The 18,618-nt window shown below is 64.1% G+C and carries 21 protein-coding genes; 3 read left to right on the forward strand and 18 right to left on the reverse strand.

Annotation, left to right across the window (positions count from 1 at the left end):
• The first annotated feature begins 56 nt into the window (after positions 1-56).
• A complete protein-coding gene (locus tag ACOKS3_RS08740) occupies positions 57-392 on the forward strand; it encodes a YbaB/EbfC family nucleoid-associated protein (protein ID WP_027921266.1) in 336 nt (111 codons plus the stop codon).
• A gap of 147 nt (positions 393-539) precedes the next feature.
• On the forward strand, positions 540-1,142 hold the full coding sequence (gene recR / locus ACOKS3_RS08745) for a recombination mediator RecR (RefSeq protein ID WP_054884114.1): 603 nt from the start codon (positions 540-542) through the stop codon (positions 1,140-1,142).
• 35 nt (positions 1,143-1,177) lie between these two features.
• Here recR and ACOKS3_RS08750 read toward each other — a convergent pair whose 3' ends face one another.
• The 16 genes from ACOKS3_RS08750 to ccoN (ACOKS3_RS08825) form a co-directional block, all read right to left on the reverse strand.
• Positions 1,178-1,726 carry an adenine phosphoribosyltransferase gene (locus ACOKS3_RS08750; RefSeq protein ID WP_009683910.1) on the reverse strand — a complete coding sequence of 183 codons (549 nt, stop codon included), beginning with the start codon at positions 1,724-1,726 and terminating at the stop codon, positions 1,178-1,180.
• A gap of 55 nt (positions 1,727-1,781) precedes the next feature.
• Complete coding sequence (gene fnrA / locus ACOKS3_RS08755) at positions 1,782-2,516, reverse strand: Crp/Fnr family transcriptional regulator FnrA (protein WP_060508220.1); 735 nt, start codon at positions 2,514-2,516, stop codon at positions 1,782-1,784.
• Positions 2,517-2,701: 185 nt separating this feature from the next.
• Positions 2,702-4,084: an oxygen-independent coproporphyrinogen III oxidase gene (gene hemN, locus ACOKS3_RS08760; RefSeq protein WP_422763255.1), complete on the reverse strand. Its 1,383-nt coding sequence runs from the start codon at positions 4,082-4,084 to the stop codon at positions 2,702-2,704.
• A gap of 105 nt (positions 4,085-4,189) precedes the next feature.
• Positions 4,190-4,873 carry a sulfite exporter TauE/SafE family protein gene (locus ACOKS3_RS08765; RefSeq protein WP_422763256.1) on the reverse strand — a complete coding sequence of 228 codons (684 nt, stop codon included), beginning with the start codon at positions 4,871-4,873 and terminating at the stop codon, positions 4,190-4,192.
• Complete coding sequence (gene ccoS, locus ACOKS3_RS08770; protein WP_103446570.1) at positions 4,866-5,081, reverse strand: cbb3-type cytochrome oxidase assembly protein CcoS; 216 nt, start codon at positions 5,079-5,081, stop codon at positions 4,866-4,868. Before ccoS ends, ACOKS3_RS08765 begins: the two co-directional genes overlap by 8 nt.
• Positions 5,063-7,534 carry a heavy metal translocating P-type ATPase gene (locus ACOKS3_RS08775; RefSeq protein WP_422763257.1) on the reverse strand — a complete coding sequence of 824 codons (2,472 nt, stop codon included), beginning with the start codon at positions 7,532-7,534 and terminating at the stop codon, positions 5,063-5,065. Before ACOKS3_RS08775 ends, ccoS begins: the two co-directional genes overlap by 19 nt.
• Before the next feature lie 81 nt (positions 7,535-7,615).
• Complete coding sequence (locus tag ACOKS3_RS08780) at positions 7,616-8,146, reverse strand: FixH family protein (RefSeq protein ID WP_103446572.1); 531 nt, start codon at positions 8,144-8,146, stop codon at positions 7,616-7,618.
• Between the two features lie 17 nt (positions 8,147-8,163).
• Positions 8,164-9,579 carry a cytochrome c oxidase accessory protein CcoG gene (gene ccoG / locus ACOKS3_RS08785; RefSeq protein WP_422763258.1) on the reverse strand — a complete coding sequence of 472 codons (1,416 nt, stop codon included), beginning with the start codon at positions 9,577-9,579 and terminating at the stop codon, positions 8,164-8,166.
• A 309-nt stretch (positions 9,580-9,888) separates the two neighbouring features.
• A complete protein-coding gene (ccoP, locus tag ACOKS3_RS08790; RefSeq protein ID WP_422763259.1) occupies positions 9,889-10,869 on the reverse strand; it encodes a cytochrome-c oxidase, cbb3-type subunit III in 981 nt (326 codons plus the stop codon).
• Positions 10,866-11,057 carry a CcoQ/FixQ family Cbb3-type cytochrome c oxidase assembly chaperone gene (locus ACOKS3_RS08795; RefSeq protein ID WP_027921276.1) on the reverse strand — a complete coding sequence of 64 codons (192 nt, stop codon included), beginning with the start codon at positions 11,055-11,057 and terminating at the stop codon, positions 10,866-10,868. Before ACOKS3_RS08795 ends, ccoP (ACOKS3_RS08790) begins: the two co-directional genes overlap by 4 nt.
• A gap of 5 nt (positions 11,058-11,062) precedes the next feature.
• The gene (gene ccoO / locus ACOKS3_RS08800; RefSeq protein ID WP_054884105.1) at positions 11,063-11,671 is read right to left on the reverse strand and encodes a cytochrome-c oxidase, cbb3-type subunit II; all 609 of its coding nucleotides are present in this window, start codon (positions 11,669-11,671) and stop codon (positions 11,063-11,065) included.
• Positions 11,671-13,113 (reverse strand): cytochrome-c oxidase, cbb3-type subunit I, encoded by a 1,443-nt coding sequence (gene ccoN, locus ACOKS3_RS08805; protein WP_085677877.1) that lies wholly within the window; start codon positions 13,111-13,113, stop codon positions 11,671-11,673. Before ccoN (ACOKS3_RS08805) ends, ccoO (ACOKS3_RS08800) begins: the two co-directional genes overlap by 1 nt.
• 424 nt (positions 13,114-13,537) lie before the next feature.
• Entirely contained in the window at positions 13,538-14,479 is a 942-nt protein-coding gene (gene ccoP / locus ACOKS3_RS08810) for a cytochrome-c oxidase, cbb3-type subunit III (RefSeq protein WP_422763260.1), read from the reverse strand.
• Positions 14,476-14,682, reverse strand: a complete 207-nt coding sequence (locus ACOKS3_RS08815; RefSeq protein WP_054884102.1) for a cbb3-type cytochrome oxidase subunit 3 — start codon at positions 14,680-14,682, stop codon at positions 14,476-14,478. The genes ccoP (ACOKS3_RS08810) and ACOKS3_RS08815 overlap by 4 nt, the downstream gene beginning before the upstream one ends.
• 5 nt (positions 14,683-14,687) lie before the next feature.
• The gene (gene ccoO, locus ACOKS3_RS08820) at positions 14,688-15,296 is read right to left on the reverse strand and encodes a cytochrome-c oxidase, cbb3-type subunit II (RefSeq protein ID WP_054884101.1); all 609 of its coding nucleotides are present in this window, start codon (positions 15,294-15,296) and stop codon (positions 14,688-14,690) included.
• 13 nt (positions 15,297-15,309) lie between these two features.
• Positions 15,310-16,734, reverse strand: coding sequence for a cytochrome-c oxidase, cbb3-type subunit I (gene ccoN, locus ACOKS3_RS08825; protein WP_060508208.1), 1,425 nt, complete (start codon positions 16,732-16,734; stop codon positions 15,310-15,312).
• Between the two features lie 51 nt (positions 16,735-16,785).
• Here ccoN (ACOKS3_RS08825) and ACOKS3_RS08830 point away from each other — a divergent pair, with 51 nt between their 5' ends.
• Positions 16,786-17,478: an alpha/beta family hydrolase gene (locus tag ACOKS3_RS08830; protein WP_422763261.1), complete on the forward strand. Its 693-nt coding sequence runs from the start codon at positions 16,786-16,788 to the stop codon at positions 17,476-17,478.
• Positions 17,479-17,542: 64 nt separating this feature from the next.
• Here the strand turns inward: ACOKS3_RS08830 and ppnP are convergent, their stop codons facing one another.
• Together ppnP and ACOKS3_RS08840 are read right to left on the reverse strand one after the other, a co-directional pair.
• Positions 17,543-17,827 carry a pyrimidine/purine nucleoside phosphorylase gene (gene ppnP, locus ACOKS3_RS08835; protein WP_103446577.1) on the reverse strand — a complete coding sequence of 95 codons (285 nt, stop codon included), beginning with the start codon at positions 17,825-17,827 and terminating at the stop codon, positions 17,543-17,545.
• Positions 17,828-17,903: 76 nt separating this feature from the next.
• A complete protein-coding gene (locus ACOKS3_RS08840; protein WP_103446578.1) occupies positions 17,904-18,455 on the reverse strand; it encodes a 3'-5' exonuclease in 552 nt (183 codons plus the stop codon).
• Positions 18,456-18,618 lie beyond the last annotated feature (163 nt).

Here is an 18,618-nt window from a genome sequence, read left to right on the forward strand (position 1 = left end):
CATGCGGCCGGCCCCTCGCCGGGCCGCATCACATGACCCAATCGAGGTATACCCCCATGATGAAAGGTGGCATGGCCGGCCTGATGAAGCAGGCCCAGCAGATGCAAGAAAAGATGCAGAAGATGCAGGAAGAGCTGGCCAACGCCGAAGTCACCGGCCAGTCCGGTGGCGGCCTGGTGAGCGTGGTGATGACCGGTCGTCACGACGTCAAGCGTGTCAGCATCGACCAGAGCCTGATGTCGACCGACGAGGACGACAAGGAAGTGCTGGAAGACCTGATCGCCGCTGCGCTGAACGACGCTGTGCGCAAGATCGAGCAGAACAGCCAGGACAAGATGGGCAACATGACCGCTGGCATGCAATTGCCGCCGGGCTTCAAGATGCCGTTCTAAGGCATCGCGTTGCACAGAGCCGCCGCTGGGTAACCGCGGCGGCTTTTTTTTGCCTGTGCAAATGGCTCGCTCACAGGGTCTACTGATTTGACGCCCATGCCTGCGCTGGGTATAAACCGCCTCTCATTGATTTATCAGGCATTTCCCATGAGCTTCAGCCCCCTGATCCGCCAACTGATCGACGCCCTGCGCACCCTCCCGGGCGTCGGCCAGAAAACCGCCCAGCGCATGGCCCTGCAGCTGCTCGAGCGTGACCGCAGCGGCGGCCTGCGCCTGGCCCAGGCGTTGAGCCAGGCCATGGAAGGGGTAGGGCACTGCCGCCAGTGCCGGACCCTGACCGAGCAGGAGCTGTGCCCGCAGTGCAGCGACCCGCGCCGTGACGACACGCAGCTGTGCGTGGTGGAAGGGCCGATGGATGTGTATGCGGTGGAGCAGACTGGCTATCGCGGGCGTTACTTCGTGCTCAAGGGGCACCTGTCGCCGCTCGATGGCCTGGGGCCTGAGGCGATCGGAGTGCCGCAGTTGATGGCGCGGATCGAAGAGCAGGGCAGCTTTACCGAGGTGATCTTGGCGACCAACCCGACCGTGGAGGGTGAGGCGACGGCACATTACATCGCCCAGTTGCTGAACGAGAAAGGGCTGGTGGCGTCGCGTATTGCCCATGGCGTGCCGTTGGGCGGGGAGTTGGAGCTGGTGGATGGCGGCACCCTGGCCCACGCTTTTGCCGGGCGCAAGCCAATCTCGCTTTGAGTCACAGGGGCCGCAAAGCGGCCCCAATCAGAAACTCAGTACTCGCTCAGGGAAAACTCGGTCAGGCAGAAGGTCGGCACCCCGGCCGCCTGCAGCCGGCGCGAGCCATCCAGCTCCGGCAGATCGATGATCGCCGCCGCCTCGAATACCTGCGCCCCGGTGCGACGCACCAGGTTGGCGGCCGCCAGCAGGGTGCCACCGGTAGCAATCAGGTCATCGAAGATCAGCACCGAGTCGCCTTCGCACAGGCTGTCGGCATGCACTTCCAGGAACGCTTCGCCGTACTCGGTCTGGTAACCCTCGCTCAAGACGTCAGCCGGCAGCTTGCCCTGCTTGCGGAACAGGATCAGCGGCTTGTTCAGCTGGTGGGCGATGATCGAGCCGATCAGGAAGCCACGCGCATCCATGGCGCCGATGTGGCTGAACTCAGCCTCGACGTAACGCTCGATGAACTGGTCGGCCACGTAGCGCAGCCCGCGCGGCGACTGGAACAGCGGGGTGATGTCGCGGAAGATCACGCCGGGCTTGGGGAAGTCCACTACCGGGCGGATCAGGGCTTTGAGGTCGAAGGCGTCGCTGTGCATTGTTGCGGGTATCCTGGGAAAACGAATGCCCAAGTATACCCGCTAAACGCCGGCCTCAGGCCTCGATTGCACCACCGGCCAGCGCGCACAGCTGGATCGGGTCGAGGATGTGCACTTCCTTGCCTTCGGCGCGGATCAGGCCGTTCTGCTGGAAGCGGGTGAACACCCGCGACACGGTTTCTACCGCCAGGCCCAGGTAATTGCCGATCTCGTTGCGCGACATGCTCAGGCGGAACTGGTTGGCCGAGTAACCACGGGCGCGGAAGCGGGCGGACAGGTTGACCAGGAAGGTGGCGATGCGCTCGTCGGCGGTCTTCTTCGACAACAGCAGCATCATCTGCTGGTCGTCGCGAATTTCACGGCTCATCACCCGCATCAGCTGGCGGCGCAGCTGTGGCAGCTGAACGGAGAGCTCATCGAGGCGCTCGAAGGGGATTTCACAGACCGAGGTGGTTTCCTGGGCCTGGGCCGACACCGGGTAGGCCTCGGTGTCCATGCCGGACAGGCCGACCAGCTCGCTGGGCAGGTGGAAGCCGGTGATCTGTTCTTCGCCGCTGTCGCTCAGGCTGAAGGTCTTGAGGGCGCCGGAACGTACGGCATAAACCGAGCCGAAATTGTCACCCTGGCGGAACAGGAACTCGCCTTTTTTCAGCGGGCGCCCGCGTTTGACGATTTCATCCAGTGCATCCATGTCTTCCAGGTTGAGCGAAAGAGGCAGGCACAGGGGGGCCAGGCTGCAGTCCTTGCAATGGGCCTGGTTGTGGGCGCGCAGTTTGACTGGCTCGGACATTTGAATCGATCCTTGTGGGAAAGCACACATAAGTCGTAAGGGTAACTCACGACGAGGGTGTAGGCCAGTCTGCGCTACTTTGAAGCGAACTGGCGAAACCCCGGCGGGAAAATGCCGGGAGTCCTTGTCAGCCCATAGTGTGCCAGCCCCAGGGGGCATGTCCATGTGGTCGATTGACTCCGTAATCAGATTACCCGCGAGAAGCGCTGGCGGTTTTGCATCGCCAGGTAGGCATCGAACACCATGCACACCGAGCGCGCCAGCAGGCGCCCAGCAGGGAGGATGCGGATGCCCTTGACGTCCAGGCTGATCAGGCCATCGCGCTGCATGGTTTGCAGTTCGGGCCAAAGATCGTTGAAATAGCCGCGAAAATCGACGGTGAAGGCCGCTTCGATCGGCTCGAAGTCCAGTTCGAAATGGCAGATCAGCTGCTGGATCACGGCCCGCCGCAGGCGGTCGTCGTGGTTGCAGACCAGCCCGCGCTGGGTCGCCAGCTGGGCGTTGGACAGGCTGTCCTGGTAGGTGTTGAGGTCGCTGCTGTTCTGGCAGTACAGGTCGCCTATCTGGCTGATTGCCGATACCCCCAGGCCGATCAAGTCGCAATGGCCGTGGGTGGTATAGCCCTGGAAGTTACGCTGCAGGGTACCTTCTTCCTGGGCGATCGCCAGTTCGTCGTCGGGCAGGGCAAAGTGGTCCATGCCGATGTAGCGGTAGCCAGCGGCGGTTAGCTGTTCGATGGTGTTGTGCAGCATCTCGAGCTTCTCTGCCGGGGCCGGCAGGTCGTTGCTGTCGATGCGCCGCTGCGGCATGAAGCGCTCGGGCAGGTGGGCGTAGTTGAACACCGAGAGGCGATCGGGTTGCAGGCGGATCACTTCGTCGACGGTGCGGGCGAAGCCTTCCACGGTTTGTTTGGGCAAGCCGTAGATCAGGTCGAGGTTGATCGAGCGGAACTGCAGGGTGCGGGCTGCCTCGATCAGGGTGCGGGTCTGCTCCAGGCTCTGCAGGCGGTTGACCGCACGCTGCACGGCTGGGTCGAGGTCCTGCACGCCGAGGCTGACGCGGTTGAAGCCCAGTTCGCGGAGCAGGCCCATGGTCGACCAGTCGGCTTCGCGCGGGTCGATCTCGATGCCGTAGTCGCCGGAATCGTCATCCAGCAGGTTGAAGTGCTGGCGCAGGGTGGCCATCAGCTGGCGCAGTTCCACATGGCTGAGGAAGGTCGGTGTGCCGCCGCCGAAATGCAGCTGCTCAACGCGCTGTTTAGGGTCCAGGTGGCAGGCGATCAGCTGGATCTCCTGCTCCAGGCGCTGCAGGTAGGGCGCGGCGCGGCCACGGTCCTTGGTGATGACCTTGTTGCAGGCGCAGTAGTAGCAGATGTTGGCGCAGAACGGCACGTGCACGTACAGCGACAGCGGGCGCACGGCCCGGCGGCTCTCGCGCAGGGCGTGGAGCAGGTCGAACGAACCTACCTCGCTGTGCAGTTGCACCGCGGTCGGGTAGGAGGTGTAGCGTGGGCCGGCGAGATCGTAGCGACGGATCAGGTCGGCATCCCAACGTAGGTCGGCGAGCATGTGGGCGGTCCCCGGATGATGCAGCAGTGTCCGGAGTCTATGGCCGTCTGTAGGAAACTGTGTTGATTTGTATCAAGGCATACAGGGGCAGCAGAGCAGACCCCGTCAGTGGCCCATGAGCCAATGCTGGTGCGGGCCGGGCAAGGTCCAGATACCGAACAGGATCACCAGTACCCCGCCAGCCATGCGCACACTGCGCCGTCTCAACAAGGCGTTTACCCGCTCTGCCGCCAGCCCCGTGGCCAGCAGGATCGGCCAGGTACCCAACCCGAATGCCAGCATCAGCGCCGCGCTGTAGCCCGCATTGCCTTGGCTGGCCGCCCACAGCAAGGTGCTGTACACCAGGCCACATGGCAGCCAGCCCCACAGCGCCCCCAGCAGCAGTGCGCGGGGTATGCTGGACACTGGCATCAGGCGCGAGGCGGCCGGCTGGATATGCCGCCACAGCCCTCGGCCCAGCGCTTCGATGCGGGTCAGCCCGCTCCACCAGCCGGCCAGGTACAAGCCCATGGCGATCAGCAGCAACGCAGCCACCACGCGCAAGGCCATGGCCGCCGGGCTGCTGGCCAGGGCCCAGCCCGCCAGGCCCAGCAGCAGGCCAGCGCAGGCATAGCTGAGGATGCGCCCCAGGTTGTAGGCCATCAGCAGGCGCAGGCGCCTGCCGCGTTGCTCGGGGGGAATGGCCAGGGTCAGTGCGCCCATCAGGCCGCCGCACATGCCCAGGCAATGCCCGCCGCCGAGCAGGCCAAGCACCAGTGCCGAGCCGAGCAGGGGAAGCAGGTCAGGCACGGGGTGGTGTTTCCTTGTCGTCTGGCGTTGCGCTTTCTTCGGGTTTGACGGCCGCCTGGTGGCGCGGGTCCTGATCATCGAAGAGAATGCTGTGGGCCGGGCCTTCAAGGTCGTCGTACTGGCCGCTGTCCACTGCCCAGAAGAAGATGTATACCGCCACGCCAACCAACAGCAGGGCGGCAGGAATCATCACATAGAGGGCGGGCATGGCGACTTCCTTCCGTAAGCGGCTGTGTCGTTCGCGGGCAAGCCAGCAGATGCAGGCAAGCGGGTTAGACGCAGGGCATTGAGCACCACGATCAGCGAGCTGACCGACATGCCGATGGCCGCCCATACCGGGGTGATCCAGCCAAGCGCGGCAAACGGCAACATGAGGCCATTATACAGGGTCGCCCAGAGCAGGTTCTCGAGGATGTTGCGGCGGGTGCGGCGGGCCAGGTCGAAGGCTTGTACCAGTGCCTGCAGGCGGTTGGACAGCAGTACCGCGTCGGCGCTGGTCTTGGCAAGGTCCGTGGCGCTGCCCATAGCGATGCTGATGTCGGCAGCGGCCAGCACTGGCACATCGTTGACCCCGTCGCCGAGCATCAGCACCTTGCGCCCGGAGGCCTGCAGAGCCTTGAGGCGGTCCAGCTTGTCATCCGGGCGCAGGCCGCCGATGGCCTGGTCGATGCCCAATTGCGCGGCCACCTCGGCGACCATCGGCGAACTGTCGCCAGATAGCAACAAAGTGCGCCAGCCGCGTGCCTGGCAGGCCGCGAGCAGGGCCGGGGCGTCTTCGCGCAGGCGATCATCGAGGCCGAACCAGGCCAGCGGGCCCTGGCGGTCGCCCAGCAGCAGCCACTGGCCGCGAGGTTCCGGCACGGTGGGGATTTCGGCGCCACTCAAGGCGCAGACGAACGTGGCCTGGCCGATGCGTAGCGGCTGGCCGTCGACTCTGCCTTCAAGGCCGAGCCCGGGGACGGTCTGCACGTCGTCGGCGGGGGCGGCGGTGCGGCCAAAGGCGCGTGCAATCGGGTGCTCGGAGCGGTTCTCGAGGGCGGCGGCGAGGGCCAGGCAGCGGTCGGCCGGCAGGGCCGCCAGTGGGCGGATGCTGCGCAGGGTCAGGCGGCCTTCGGTGAGGGTGCCGGTCTTGTCGAAAATCACCGTGTCGATCTGGTTCAGGCCCTCAAGCACATGGCCGCGGGTCACCAGCAGGCCAAGCTTGTGCAGGGTGCCGGTGGCGGCCGTGAGCGCGGTCGGGGTGGCCAGCGAGAGGGCGCACGGGCAGGTCGCCACCAGCATGGCCAGAACGATCCAGAAGGCCCGTGTCGGGTCCAGGTACCACCACCACGCGCCGATGGCCACGGCGGCCAGCAGCGAGAACAGCAGGAAGAACTGCGAGGCGCGGTCGGCGATTTCCGCCAACCGGGGTTTCTCTGTCTGCGCGCGTTCAAGCAGGCGGACAATGGCGGACAGGCGCGAGTCATGGCCGAGGGCTTCGACTTCCACGCTCAGTGTGCTCTCGACGTTCAGCGTGCCGCCGGTGACGCGCTCGCCGGCCCGCCGTGGTTGTGGCAGGTACTCGCCGGTCAGCAGCGATTCGTCGACGCTGGAGCGCCCTTCGACGATGCGCCCGTCGGCCGGGATCACCGCGCCAGGCAGCACCTGCACGGTGTCGCCACTCTGCAGTTCACCGAGCAGGATGCGTTCGGCCCGCCCGTAGCTGTCCAGGCGCAGGCATGAGGCCGGTAGCAGGTTGACCAGCTGCGCGGTGGCAGCGGCCGTGCGTTCGCGGGCGCGGCGCTCGAGGTAGCGGCCCGTGAGCAGGAACAGGGCGAACATGCCGACGGTATCGAAATACAACTCGCCGCTACCGGTCACGGCCGTCCAGATGCCGGCGCCGAAGGCCAGGCCGATGGCCAGCGACACTGACACGTCCATGGTCAGATGGCGGGTGCGCAGGTCGCGCGCGGCGCCCTTGAAGAACGGTGCGCAGCTGTAGAACACGATGGGGATGGTCAGAAACAGCGCGACCCAGCGCAGGATCGTATGCATCTCTGGCGACAGGTCGATGTTGAATTCCGGCCAGGTGGCCATGGTCGCCATCATCGCCTGGAACCACAGCAGCCCGGCCACGCCTAGGCGGCGCAGGGCGCTGCGGTTCTCCCTGGCGAGCTGCTCGGCGGCCTGGTCGGGCTGGTACGGGTGAGCGGCGTAGCCGATCTGGCGCAGTTCGGCGAGCAGCCGGGACAGCGGCAGCTGCTGGTCGTACCAGTTGAGCAGCAGGCGGTGGTTGGACAGGTTCAGGCGGGCTTCGGCGACGCCGGGCAGGTTGCGCAGGTGCTTTTCGATCAACCAGCCGCAGGCGGCGCAGCTGATGCCCTCGACCAGCAAGGTCGCCTCGGAAAGGTCGCCGGCATGGCGGACGAAACGCTGCTGCACATCGCTGCGGTCGTATAGGGCCAGTTCGTCCTGCAGTTGTTTCGGCAGTGCCTCGGGGTTGGCGCTGCTGTCGCTGCGGTGCTGGTAGTAGTGCTCCAGACCGCCGGCGACGATGGACTCGGCCACCGCCTGGCAGCCGGGGCAGCAGAACTGCCGGGGCTCGCCGAGGACCACGGCGGTGAAGCGGCTGCCGGCGGGGACGGGCAGGGCGCAGTGGTAGCAAGGGGTGGGTTGGGTCATAAGGCAGGCACGGCTGGTGGGGCAGATGGCAATCCCTGTGGGGGCGGGCTTGCCTGCCCCCCTCAGCGAATGATGATGTGGCTACTGTTGGTGTTCGGCGCCCTGGAGCGCTTCATCGCCCAGCTGCAAGGTCACGCCATGTTCGACCTTCTCTTCCTCGAACAACCGCCATACATGATCGTCCTGGCTACCCAGCAGTTCCACGAACCGGCGCCCGTCGACCTTGTCATCCAGCTGCCCGACATAGCGCCCGGACTCCACCCGGCTGAGCAGCACCTTGCGGTCCTTGTCCGGCTGGGTTGGGGAGATCAGGTTCAGCTCCAGGTTCTGCGGGTCGCTGTTGCCTTTGAGGCGCACGTCCACCTCGCCGGTCAGCTCATCCAGGTGCACGCTGGCCTTGAGGTTGAGGGTCTGGGCCAGCAACTCACGGTCCAGCGAGCGGTTGATGCCTTTGCCGGCCTCGTAGTAGTTGTCGTTGACCAGGTTGTCCGGGTTGTGCACGGCAATGCTGACCATGGTCAGGCTCAGGCACACCGAGGTGGTCAGGATGCCGATGATGATCCAGGGCCAGAGGTGCTTGTACCAAGGGCTGGCGGCGGTGGCGGCAGGCATTGTCAGGGTTCTCTTTGTCAGCGGATCTGTGGGCCGATGAAGCGGCTCTTGGCTTCAACCTTGGCGGCGCTGTCGTCGGCGCTCTTGAGGATGAAGGTGATTTCGTTGGTGGTCGAGGGCAGCTTCTCTGGCGCGATCGACAGCTGTACCGGCAGGCTGACGATATCGCCGGCGGCCACGCGGATTTCGCGCTGGCCCTCCAGGCGCAGGTCGGGCAGGCCGGCGGCGTCCAGCACGTAGACGTGGTCGCGCTGGTCCTTGTTCATCACCTTGAGGCTGTACACGTTCTCGATCCGGCCCTGGGCGTTCTCGCGGTACAGCACGCGGTCCTTGCTGACGTCGAAGCCCACCAGCGAGCGGGTGGCGAAGGCGGTGCCCAGAGCGATGATCATCACCAGCAGCACCACCGCATAGCCGATCAGGCGTGGGCGCAGCATGTGGGTCTTCTGCCCCGAAAGGTTGTGCTCGGTGGTGTAGCTGATCAGCCCCTTGGGGTAGTTCATCTTGTCCATGATGCTGTCGCAGGCGTCGATGCACGCCGCGCAGCCGATGCACTCGATCTGCAGGCCGTCGCGGATGTCGATGCCGGTCGGGCAAACCTGCACGCACATGGTGCAGTCGATGCAGTCGCCCAGGCCCTTGGCCTTGTAGTCGATGTCCTTCTTGCGCGGGCCGCGGGTTTCGCCGCGGCGCGGGTCGTAGGAAACGATCAGGGTATCCTTGTCGAACATCACGCTCTGGAAACGCGCGTAGGGGCACATGTACACGCACACCTGCTCGCGCAGCCAGCCAGCGTTGCCGTAGGTAGCCAGGGTGAAGAAGCCGACCCAGAAGTAGGCCCAGCCATCGGCCTGGCCAGTGAAAAATTCGGTAAGCAGTTCGCGGATCGGCGAGAAGTAGCCGACGAAGGTCATGCCGGTGACGAAGCCGATCAGCAGCCACAGGCTGTGCTTGGCGAACTTGCGCAGAAACTTGTTGCCGCTCATGGGCGAGCGGTCGAGCTTCATGCGCTGGTTGCGGTCACCCTCGGTGACTTTTTCGCACCACATGAAGATCCACGTCCACACGCTTTGCGGGCAGGTGTAGCCGCACCATACGCGGCCGGCGAACACGGTGATGAAGAACAGGCCGAAGGCGGCGACGATGAGGATGCCCGAGAGCAGGATGAAGTCCTGGGGCCAGATGGTGGCGCCAAAGATGTAGAATTTGCGCTCCGGCAGGTTCCACCACACGGCCTGGTGGCCGCCCCAGTTCAGCCAAACGGTGCCGAAGTAGAGCAGGAACAACACGGCGCCGCCGACCATCCGCAGCCTGCGGAAGATGCCGGTAAAGGCGCGGGTGTAGATTTTCTCGCGAGAGGCGTAGAGGTCGACGTAATCCTTCCCTTTGTTGGCAGGCGGGGTGACGTCATGTACCGGAATTTGCTTGCTCATCATCAAGTCCCACGGCAGTGGAGAAACGCTGCGGCCAGTGCGTGCCGGCCGCAGTCTCGCGCATTCTGCTAGCGCTCTGCGATCCATGATACGCCGCTGGTGGCGATATGGGATCGCGCTGCGACCTTTAGTCGCGTTGGGTTCGTGGTGTGAATCGTGTTATGGCGGGTGTCAATTGATCCAGGTCATCTAGTGCTGCTTTTGCCGGCCTCTTCGCGGGGCAAGTCGGATCGCCGCACCGCCGCTACTACAGGTGTGTGGAATTCCTGTGTAGGAGCGGGCTTGTTCCGCGAAAAGGCCTGGCCTGCCTCACTCGGCCTGTTGAGCGGCCTCCGGCTGGTGCGACAGGCTGTACACATAAGCTGCCAGCAAGTGCACCTTGTCATTACCCTGCAGCTGTTCCTGCGCCGGCATCTGCCCCTGGCGACCATAGCGAATGGTTTGTTGCAGCTGGGCAAAGCTCGAGCCGTAGATGAACGCCTGCGGGTGGGTCAGGTTTGGCGCACCCATGGCTGGGGTACCCTTGCCCTCAGGCCCGTGGCAGGCCACGCAGTTGGCGGCGAACAGCTTCTGGCCGTTTTCGGCATCGGCCTTGGCGCCTTCCGGCAACGTGCGGCCATCGAGCTTGCTGGTGACGAACGCGGCGACATCGGCCACGCCCTGTTCGCCCAGCACTTCACCCCAGGCCGGCATTACCCCGTGGCGGCCGCCCATGATGGTGGTCTTGATGGTTTCCGGCTCGCCGCCCCAACGCCAGTCCTGATCGGTCAGGTTGGGGAAGCCGTAGGCGCCCTTGGCGTCGGAACCGTGGCACACCGAGCAGTTCGAGGCGAACAGCCGTGCGCCCATTTTCAGCGCCTGCGGGTCCTTGGCGACTTCTTCGATCGGCATCGCTGCGAACTTGGCGAAGATCGGCCCGAAGCGTGCGTTGGCCTTGGCCATTTCCTTTTCCCACTCGTGTACGCCGGTCCAGCCCGGCTGGCCGTTGGAAAACTCGGTCTGCTTGTCGGTATCCAGGTACGAATAGCCCGGCAGGATGCCTTTCCAGTTGCCCAGGCCTGGGTACAGCACCAGGTAGCCGAGGGCGAAGATGATGGTGCCGACGAACAGCCAGAACCACCATTTTGGCAGTGGGTTGTCGTATTCCTCGATGCCATCGAAGGCATGCCCGACGGTTTCATCGGTGACCTCTTCGCGCTGACCCTTGCGGGTCGACAGCAGCAGCCAGGTCAGCGAGAAGATGGTGCCCAGGGTCAGGACGGTAACGTACAGACTCCAGAAGGTTGTCATTGTTGTTTGCTCCCAGAAGCTTTTGCTTGCTCGACGTGCTTGCTGGCCCCGGGATCATCCGCGAAGGGCAGTTGGGTCGCTTCGTCGAAGTCCTTCTTGCGCCGTGGGTTGAACACCCACAGTGCCAGGCCCACGAAGGCCACCATCACCACGACGGTGCCCAGGCCGCGAATCATCCCGATATCCATCAGCGTCACCGTTTGCTTTTGATGATGGTGCCAAGACCCTGCAGGTACGCGACCAGTGCGTCCATTTCGGTCTTGCCCTTGACCGCGTCGCGGGCGCCGGCAATGTCGGCGTCGCTGTAAGGCGTGCCGAGGGTGCGCAATACTTCCAGCTTCTTCGCGGTGTCCTTGCCGTCGAGCTTGTTCTCGACCAGCCACGGGTAGGCCGGCATCTTCGACTCCGGCACCACGTTGCGCGGGTTGTACAGGTGCGCGCGGTGCCAGTCATCGGAGTAGCGGCCACCGACGCGGGCCAGGTCCGGCCCGGTGCGCTTGGAGCCCCACAGGAACGGGTGGTCCCAGACGCTTTCGCCAGCGACCGAATAGTGGCCGTAGCGTTCGGTTTCGGCGCGGAACGGGCGGATCATCTGCGAGTGGCAGCCAACGCAGCCTTCGCGGATGTAGATGTCGCGGCCTTCGACTTCCAGCGCGGTGCGCGGCTTCATGCCTTCGACCGGCTTGTTGGTGACGTCCTGGAAAAACAGCGGGACGATCTGGGTCAGGCCACCGACGCTCACGGCGATGACCATGAAGAAGGCCAGCAGGCCTATGTTCTTCTCGACGGCTTCATGCTTCATCAGTGCGCTCCCACGACGACGATCTTGGCGGCTTCCTCGGCCTGTGCCGGGTTGGCGGCACGTACGGTACGGAACACGTTGTAGGCCATCAGCAGCATGCCGGTGGCGAAGAACGCACCGCCCAGGGCGCGGACGATGTAGCCAGGGTGGCTGGCCTGGAGGGCTTCGACGAAGGAGTAGGTGAGCGTGCCGTCATCGTTGATGGCGCGCCACATCAGGCCCTGGGTAATGCCGTTGACCCACATCGAGGCGATGTACAGCACGGTACCGATGGTCGCCAGCCAGAAGTGCGCGTTGATCAGGCCGACGCTGTGCATCTGCTCGCGGCCGTAGAGTTTCGGGATCATGTGGTAGACCGCGCCGATCGAGATCATCGCCACCCAGCCAAGGGCACCGGCGTGCACGTGGCCGATGGTCCAGTCGGTGTAGTGCGACAGCGAGTTCACAGTCTTGATGGCCATCATCGGGCCTTCGAAGGTGGACATGCCGTAGAACGCCAGCGACACCACCAGGAAGCGCAGGATCGGGTCGGTGCGCAGTTTGTGCCAGGCGCCCGAGAGGGTCATCATGCCGTTGATCATGCCGCCCCAGCTCGGCGCCAGGAGGATGATCGACATCACCATGCCCAGCGACTGCGCCCAGTCTGGCAGCGCGGTGTAGTGCAGGTGGTGCGGGCCGGCCCAGATGTACAGGGTGATCAGCGCCCAGAAGTGCACGATCGACAGGCGATAGGAGTAGATCGGCCGCTCGGCCTGCTTGGGCACGAAGTAGTACATCATCCCGAGGAAGCCGGTGGTGAGGAAGAAGCCCACCGCATTGTGGCCGTACCACCACTGGATCATCGCGTCGGTGGCGCCGGCGTAGGCCGAGTACGACTTGAACAGGCTCACCGGCAGCGAGATGTGGTTGACGATGTGCAGCATCGCGGTAACCACGATGAAGGCGCCGTAGAACCAGTTGCCGACATAGATGTGCTTGGTCTTGCGCTTGACGATGGTGCCGAAGAAAACCAGCCCGTAGGTGACCCAGACGATGGCCAGGAGGATCGCCAGCGGCCACTCGAGCTCGGCGTATTCCTTGGTGGTGGTGAAGCCCATCGGCAGGGTGATCAGCGCGCCGACGATCACCGCCTGCCAACCCCAGAAGGTGAAGGCGGCCATGCTGTCGGAGATCAGCCGGGTCTGGCAGGTCCGCTGCACCACGTAGTAGCTGGTGCCGAACAGCGCACAGCCACCGAAGGCGAAGATGACCAGGTTGGTGTGCAGCGGGCGCAGGCGGCCGAAGCTGGTCCAGGGCAGGTCCAGGTTCAGTTGCGGCCACACCAGTTGCGAGGCGATGAAGACGCCCAGGCCCATGCCAAGGATCCCCCAGACCACCGTCATGATGGCGAACTGGCGGACGACCTTATAGTTATAAGCAGTCGGACTGATTGCTGTGCTCATTCTAAGGTTCCACGGTTTTGGTGTTCTTGTTGGTCGAAAAATCGGCGCCAGTATCGATAACCACTTGGGTTATGGCAACGCAAGGATCCTTGCGCCGACCCGTGTCCGGGCCCTCTCGCCGGTGTCCCGCGGCGAGAGGGTCGGGGCGATTGTACACAAATAAATATTTGTAATGTGTACCGTTTTTCATCTTTTTCTGATCGATCGGTCAAGCTTTTTCCGGGGGCGGCATCAGGCTGTGCGCCGCGTCTGCTTCGGACCTTTCGGAGCGAAGCCCACTGTGGCAACAAGCTTAGTTCTGTTCGGAGGGGGTGCAAGGGAGGGGGGAGTGCGGAGGTAAGGCTGGTGTGTTGTGGTGGGGCGCAGATCGAGCGCCGCCCGCGCGGCGCTCGATCTCACAGGCGCCGATTCTCTCTCGGCGAACTCACTTGGCCCTCACCGCTTCAGCGGCGCCGTTCTGCGACAGGCTGTACACATAGGCTGCCAGCAGGTGCACCTTGTCATTGCCCTGGATCTCCGCCTGGGCCGGCATCTGCCCCTGGCGGCCGTAGCGAATGGTCTGCTGCAACTGGGCGAAGCTCGAACCATAGATGAACGCCTGCGGGTGGGTCAGGTTCGGCGCGCCCATTGCCGGAGTGCCTTTGCCTTCAGGCCCGTGGCAGGCCACGCAGTTGCTGGCGAAGAGTTCCTTGCCCTTGACCGGGTCGGCCTTGACCCCTTGCGGCAGGCTGCGGCCGTCGAGGTTGGTCAGCACGAACGCGGCGACATCCGCCACGCCCTGGTCGCCGATCACCTCGACCCACGCCGGCATCACGCCGTGGCGGCCATTCATGATCGAGGCCTTGATGGTCTCCGGCTCGCCGCCCCAACGCCAGTCCTTGTCGGTCAGGTTGGGGAAGCCGTAGGCGCCCTTGGCATCCGAGCCGTGGCACACCGAGCAGTTGGAGGCGAACAGGCGGCTGCCCATTTTCAGCGCCTGTGGGTCCTTGGCCACTTCCTCGACCGGCATGGCGGCGTACTTGGCGAAGATCGGGCCGAACTTGGCGTCGGCCTTTTCCATCTCCTTCTGCCACTCGTTGGTACCGGTCCAGCCATTCTCGTAGCCCGGCAGGATGCCTTTCCAGTTGCCCAGGCCCGGATACAGCACCAGGTAACCGGCACCGAACACCAAGGTGCCGACAAACAGCCAGAACCACCACTTGGGCAGCGGGTTGTCGTACTCCTCGATGCCATCGAAGCTGTGCCCCATGGTCTGGTCGGTGGTGCTGTTGCTCTGGCCCTTGCGGGTCGACAGCAACAGCCAGGCCAGGCCGATCAGGCTGCCGATGGTCAGTACGCTGACGTAGGTACTCCAGAAGGTGGTCATTGCGCTTTGCTCCTCACAGCCGCAGTCATGGCAGCAGGTTCCTGCCCGGCGGGGGGCAGGCGGTCGTCGACGAAGGGCAGCAGGCGCGCTTCGGCGAAATCATGGTCGCGGCGACGGTTGAATACCCACAGTGAGAGGCCGATGAAGGCGATCATCACTACCAGGGTGCCCAGGCCACGGATCATGCCGATGTCCATTTCCATGGTGGTTACCTCTTGTTCTTGATCGCGGTGCCAAGCACCTGCAGGTAGGCGACCAGGGCGTCCATCTCGGTCTTGCCCTTGACGGCGTCACGGGCGCCGGCAATGTCTTCGTCGGTGTACGGCACGCCCAGGGTGCGCAGGGTGCGCATCTTGGTGTCGGTGTGGCTGTTGTCGACCTTTTCGGCGACCAGCCACGGGTACGACGGCATCTTCGATTCCGGTACCACGTTGCGCGGGTTGTACAGGTGCGCGCGGTGCCAGTCGTCCGAGTAGCGGCCGCCGACGCGGGCCAGGTCCGGCCCGGTGCGCTTGGAGCCCCACAGGAACGGGTGGTCCCAGACACTTTCGCCGGCGACCGAGTAGTGGCCGTAGCGTTCGGTTTCGGCGCGGAACGGGCGGATCATCTGCGAGTGGCAGCCAACGCAGCCTTCGCGGATGTAAATATCGCGGCCTTCCAGTTGCAGCGCGGTGTAGGGCTTCATGCCTTCGACCGGCTTGTTGGTGACGTCCTGGAAGAACAACGGGACGATCTGGGTCAGGCCGCCGATGCTCACGGCAAACACCATCAGCAGGGCCAGCAGGCCGACGTTTTTCTCGATGACTTCATGTTTCATCAGGCAGGTCTCCTCAAGCCAGCTGGGCGTTCGCAGGGGCGGCGTCGAGCGCCGGCGAACGCACGGTGCGCCAGGTGTTCCAGGCCATCAGGAACATGCCACTGAGGAAGATCGCGCCGCCGACGAAGCGCACGATGAAGCCTGGGTGGCTGGCCACCAGGGTTTCCACGAACGAGTAGGTGAGCGTGCCGTCGCTGTTGACCGCGCGCCACATCAGGCCCTGGGCGATGCCGTTGACCCACATCGAGGCGATGTACAGCACGGTGCCGATGGTCGCCAGCCAGAAGTGCGCGTTGATCAGGCCCAGGCTGTGCATCTGCTGCTTGCCGAACACTTTCGGGATGGTGTGGTAGAGCGCGCCGATCGAGATCATTGCCACCCAGCCGAGGGCGCCGGCGTGTACGTGGCCGATGGTCCAGTCGGTGTAGTGGGACAGGGCGTTGACCGTCTTGATGGCCATCATCGGGCCTTCGAAGGTGGACATGCCGTAGAACGCCAGCGACACCACCAGGAAGCGCAGAATCGGGTCGCTGCGCAGTTTGTGCCAGGCGCCCGAGAGGGTCATCATGCCGTTGATCATGCCGCCCCAGCTCGGTGCCAGCAGGATCAGCGACATCACCATGCCCAGCGACTGCGCCCAGTCCGGCAGGGCGGTGTAGTGCAAGTGGTGCGGGCCGGCCCAGATGTAGAGGGTGATCAGCGCCCAGAAGTGCACGATCGACAGGCGATAGGAATACACCGGGCGTTCGGCCTGCTTGGGCACGTAGTAGTACATCATCCCGAGGAAGCCGGCGGTGAGGAAGAAGCCCACCGCGTTGTGGCCGTACCACCACTGCACCATGGCGTCGGTGGCGCCGGCATAGACCGAGTACGACTTGGTCAGGCTGACCGGCAGCTCCAGGTTGTTGACGATGTGCAGCAGTGCCACGGTGAGTATGAAGGCGCCGAAGAACCAGTTGCCCACGTAGATATGCTTGGTGGTGCGTTTCATCAGCGTGCCGAAGAACACGATGGCGTAGCAGACCCAGACGATGGTGATCAGGATGTCGATCGGCCACTCCAGCTCGGCGTATTCCTTGGAACTGGTGTAGCCCAGCGGCAGGGTGATGGCCGCCAGCAGGATCACCAGTTGCCAGCCCCAGAAGGTGAACGCGGCCAGGCCTGGTGCGAACAGGGTGGTCTGGCAGGTGCGTTGCACCGAATAATAGGAGGTGGCGAACAAGGCGCAGCCGCCGAAGGCAAAGATCACCGCATTGGTATGCAGGGGTCGCAGGCGGCCGAAGCTGGTCCAGGGGAGGTCGAAGTTGAGGGAAGGCCAGGCGAGCTGGGCGGCGATGAAGACGCCGAGCCCCATCCCGACGATTCCCCACACCACCGTCATGATGGCGAATTGGCGGACCACCTTGTAGTTATAGGCGGTACTGCTGGTTGTGTTCATGTATGGGTTCCCATCCACGGTTATTTTGGCAGGCTTTACAGCGAGGCAAGCATGAGTAATGGGCAAAGTGCCGGTATTGACGGGGATCAATGGGCGCAAGTCGGAAATGTCCCAGGCTTGCGCTGCGATCCTCCGCGAAATAGAGGGGAAGGGCGTGCGTCCGCGTGCCTGATCCTGGCCCACGGCGCAGGTGCGCCGATGGACAGCGAGTTCATGATTGAGATGGCGCAAAGGCTGGCGGCGCTTGGGGTTGGGGTGGTTCGCTTCGAGTTTCCCTATATGGCCGAGCGGCGCAACGGCGGCGGCAAACGGCCGCCCAATCCGCAGAAGGTGCTGCTGGAATGCTGGCGCGAGGTGTATAGGCAGGTGCGACCTTTGGTCACGGGCAGGCTGGCCATTGGCGGCAAGTCGATGGGGGGGCGCATGGCCAGCCTGCTGGCCGATGAATTGGGGGTTGATGCGCTGGTGTGCCTGGGGTATCCGTTCTATGCGGTGGGCAAGCCGGAGAAGCCCCGGGTCGAGCACCTGGCCGAGCTGAAGACGCGCACGTTGATCGTGCAGGGAGAGCGCGATGCGCTGGGCAATCGGGAGGTGGTGGAGGGGTATGCGCTGTCACCGGCGATCGAGGTGAGCTGGCTGGTGGCGGGGGATCATGACCTGAAGCCGCTGAAGGCTTCGGGGTTCAGCCATGAGCAGCACTTGCAGGCGGCGGCTGAAAAGGTGGCGGGTTTCCTGAAGGAGTGATGTTGGCTTCTTCGCGGGGCAAGTCGGATCGCCGCCCCGCGAAGGGGCCGGTACAGGCTGGCGCTTAGTCGCGGTACTCGCACAGGTAGGCGGTATCCACTTTCACCTGCAGCTGGAACTTGCTGTCGGCCGGCACGTTGAACTTGTCGCCAGCGTTGAAGGTTTCCCAGTTGTCGCTGCCCGGCAGCTTCACGGTCAGGGCACCGGAAACCACATGCATGATTTCACGCTTGGCGGTGCCGAACTCGTATTCGCCCGGGGCCATCACGCCCACGGTGGCAGGGCCTTCTGCGCCAGTAAAGGCGATCGACTTGACGGTGCCGTTGAAGTACTCGTTGACCTGGAACATGGGCGACTCCTGAAAGAAGGGGGGGTGAAAAAGGGCTGGCCAGTATGCCCAAGCCCATTCGCTCCGTCATCTGCTTTCAAGTGTCGTTCGCGGGCAGGCTCAAGGGCAGCAGGCGTGCGGTGTTGCGCGCATCCTCCAGGGCTCGGTGCTGCTGCCCGCAGAAGTGCATGCCCGCCAGCTGCAGCGCGCCATTGAGCCCGGTCGGGCGCTGCAGGTGGCGAGCCTTGGCGAAGCGCTGCTTGAGGTTGATGTGCGGCAGCTCGCGCAGCAGGCTGTCGACCTCATGCTGGCGCCATTCCTGCAACAGCTGCTGGCGGTCGTAGTCGCCCCAGCTGACCCAGGCCTGCAACTGCCCGCGGTGGTGCCCCAGCCAACGTTCGAAACGCGCCCACACTTCGGGGAAGGCCGCAGCGCTGTCGACGCTGGCCTGGCTTATGTGCGTCAGCTCGCGGCAGAACGGCGTCAGCTGCGGCCGTCGCCGAGGCCGCACGAAGCGCTGGAAGTGGTCCACTTCACGGCCTTCGCGGGTTACCAGGCTGGCGCCAATTTCAATGATTTCCATCTCCGTGACCGGCCAGCCACCGTCATCGGTGGTGGCTTCCAGGTCGATCACCAACCAGTGGCCCATACCAGGCTCCCTCGCCATACATGCCAAAGCAGCGTAGCCAATGTCTGGCCACACGGCATCCCCTGGCAAAATGCCCTCACTTTGGCATAACCAGCAGTTGTGCCATGCCAGGAAAACGCCTAGCTTAAGCGCATCCAGGTATGAACCGTGATGAGCGTCCGCT

It is taken from the genome of Pseudomonas sp. HS6-2, from assembly GCF_049325675.2.
GTDB lineage: Bacteria > Pseudomonadota > Gammaproteobacteria > Pseudomonadales > Pseudomonadaceae > Aquipseudomonas > Aquipseudomonas putida_N.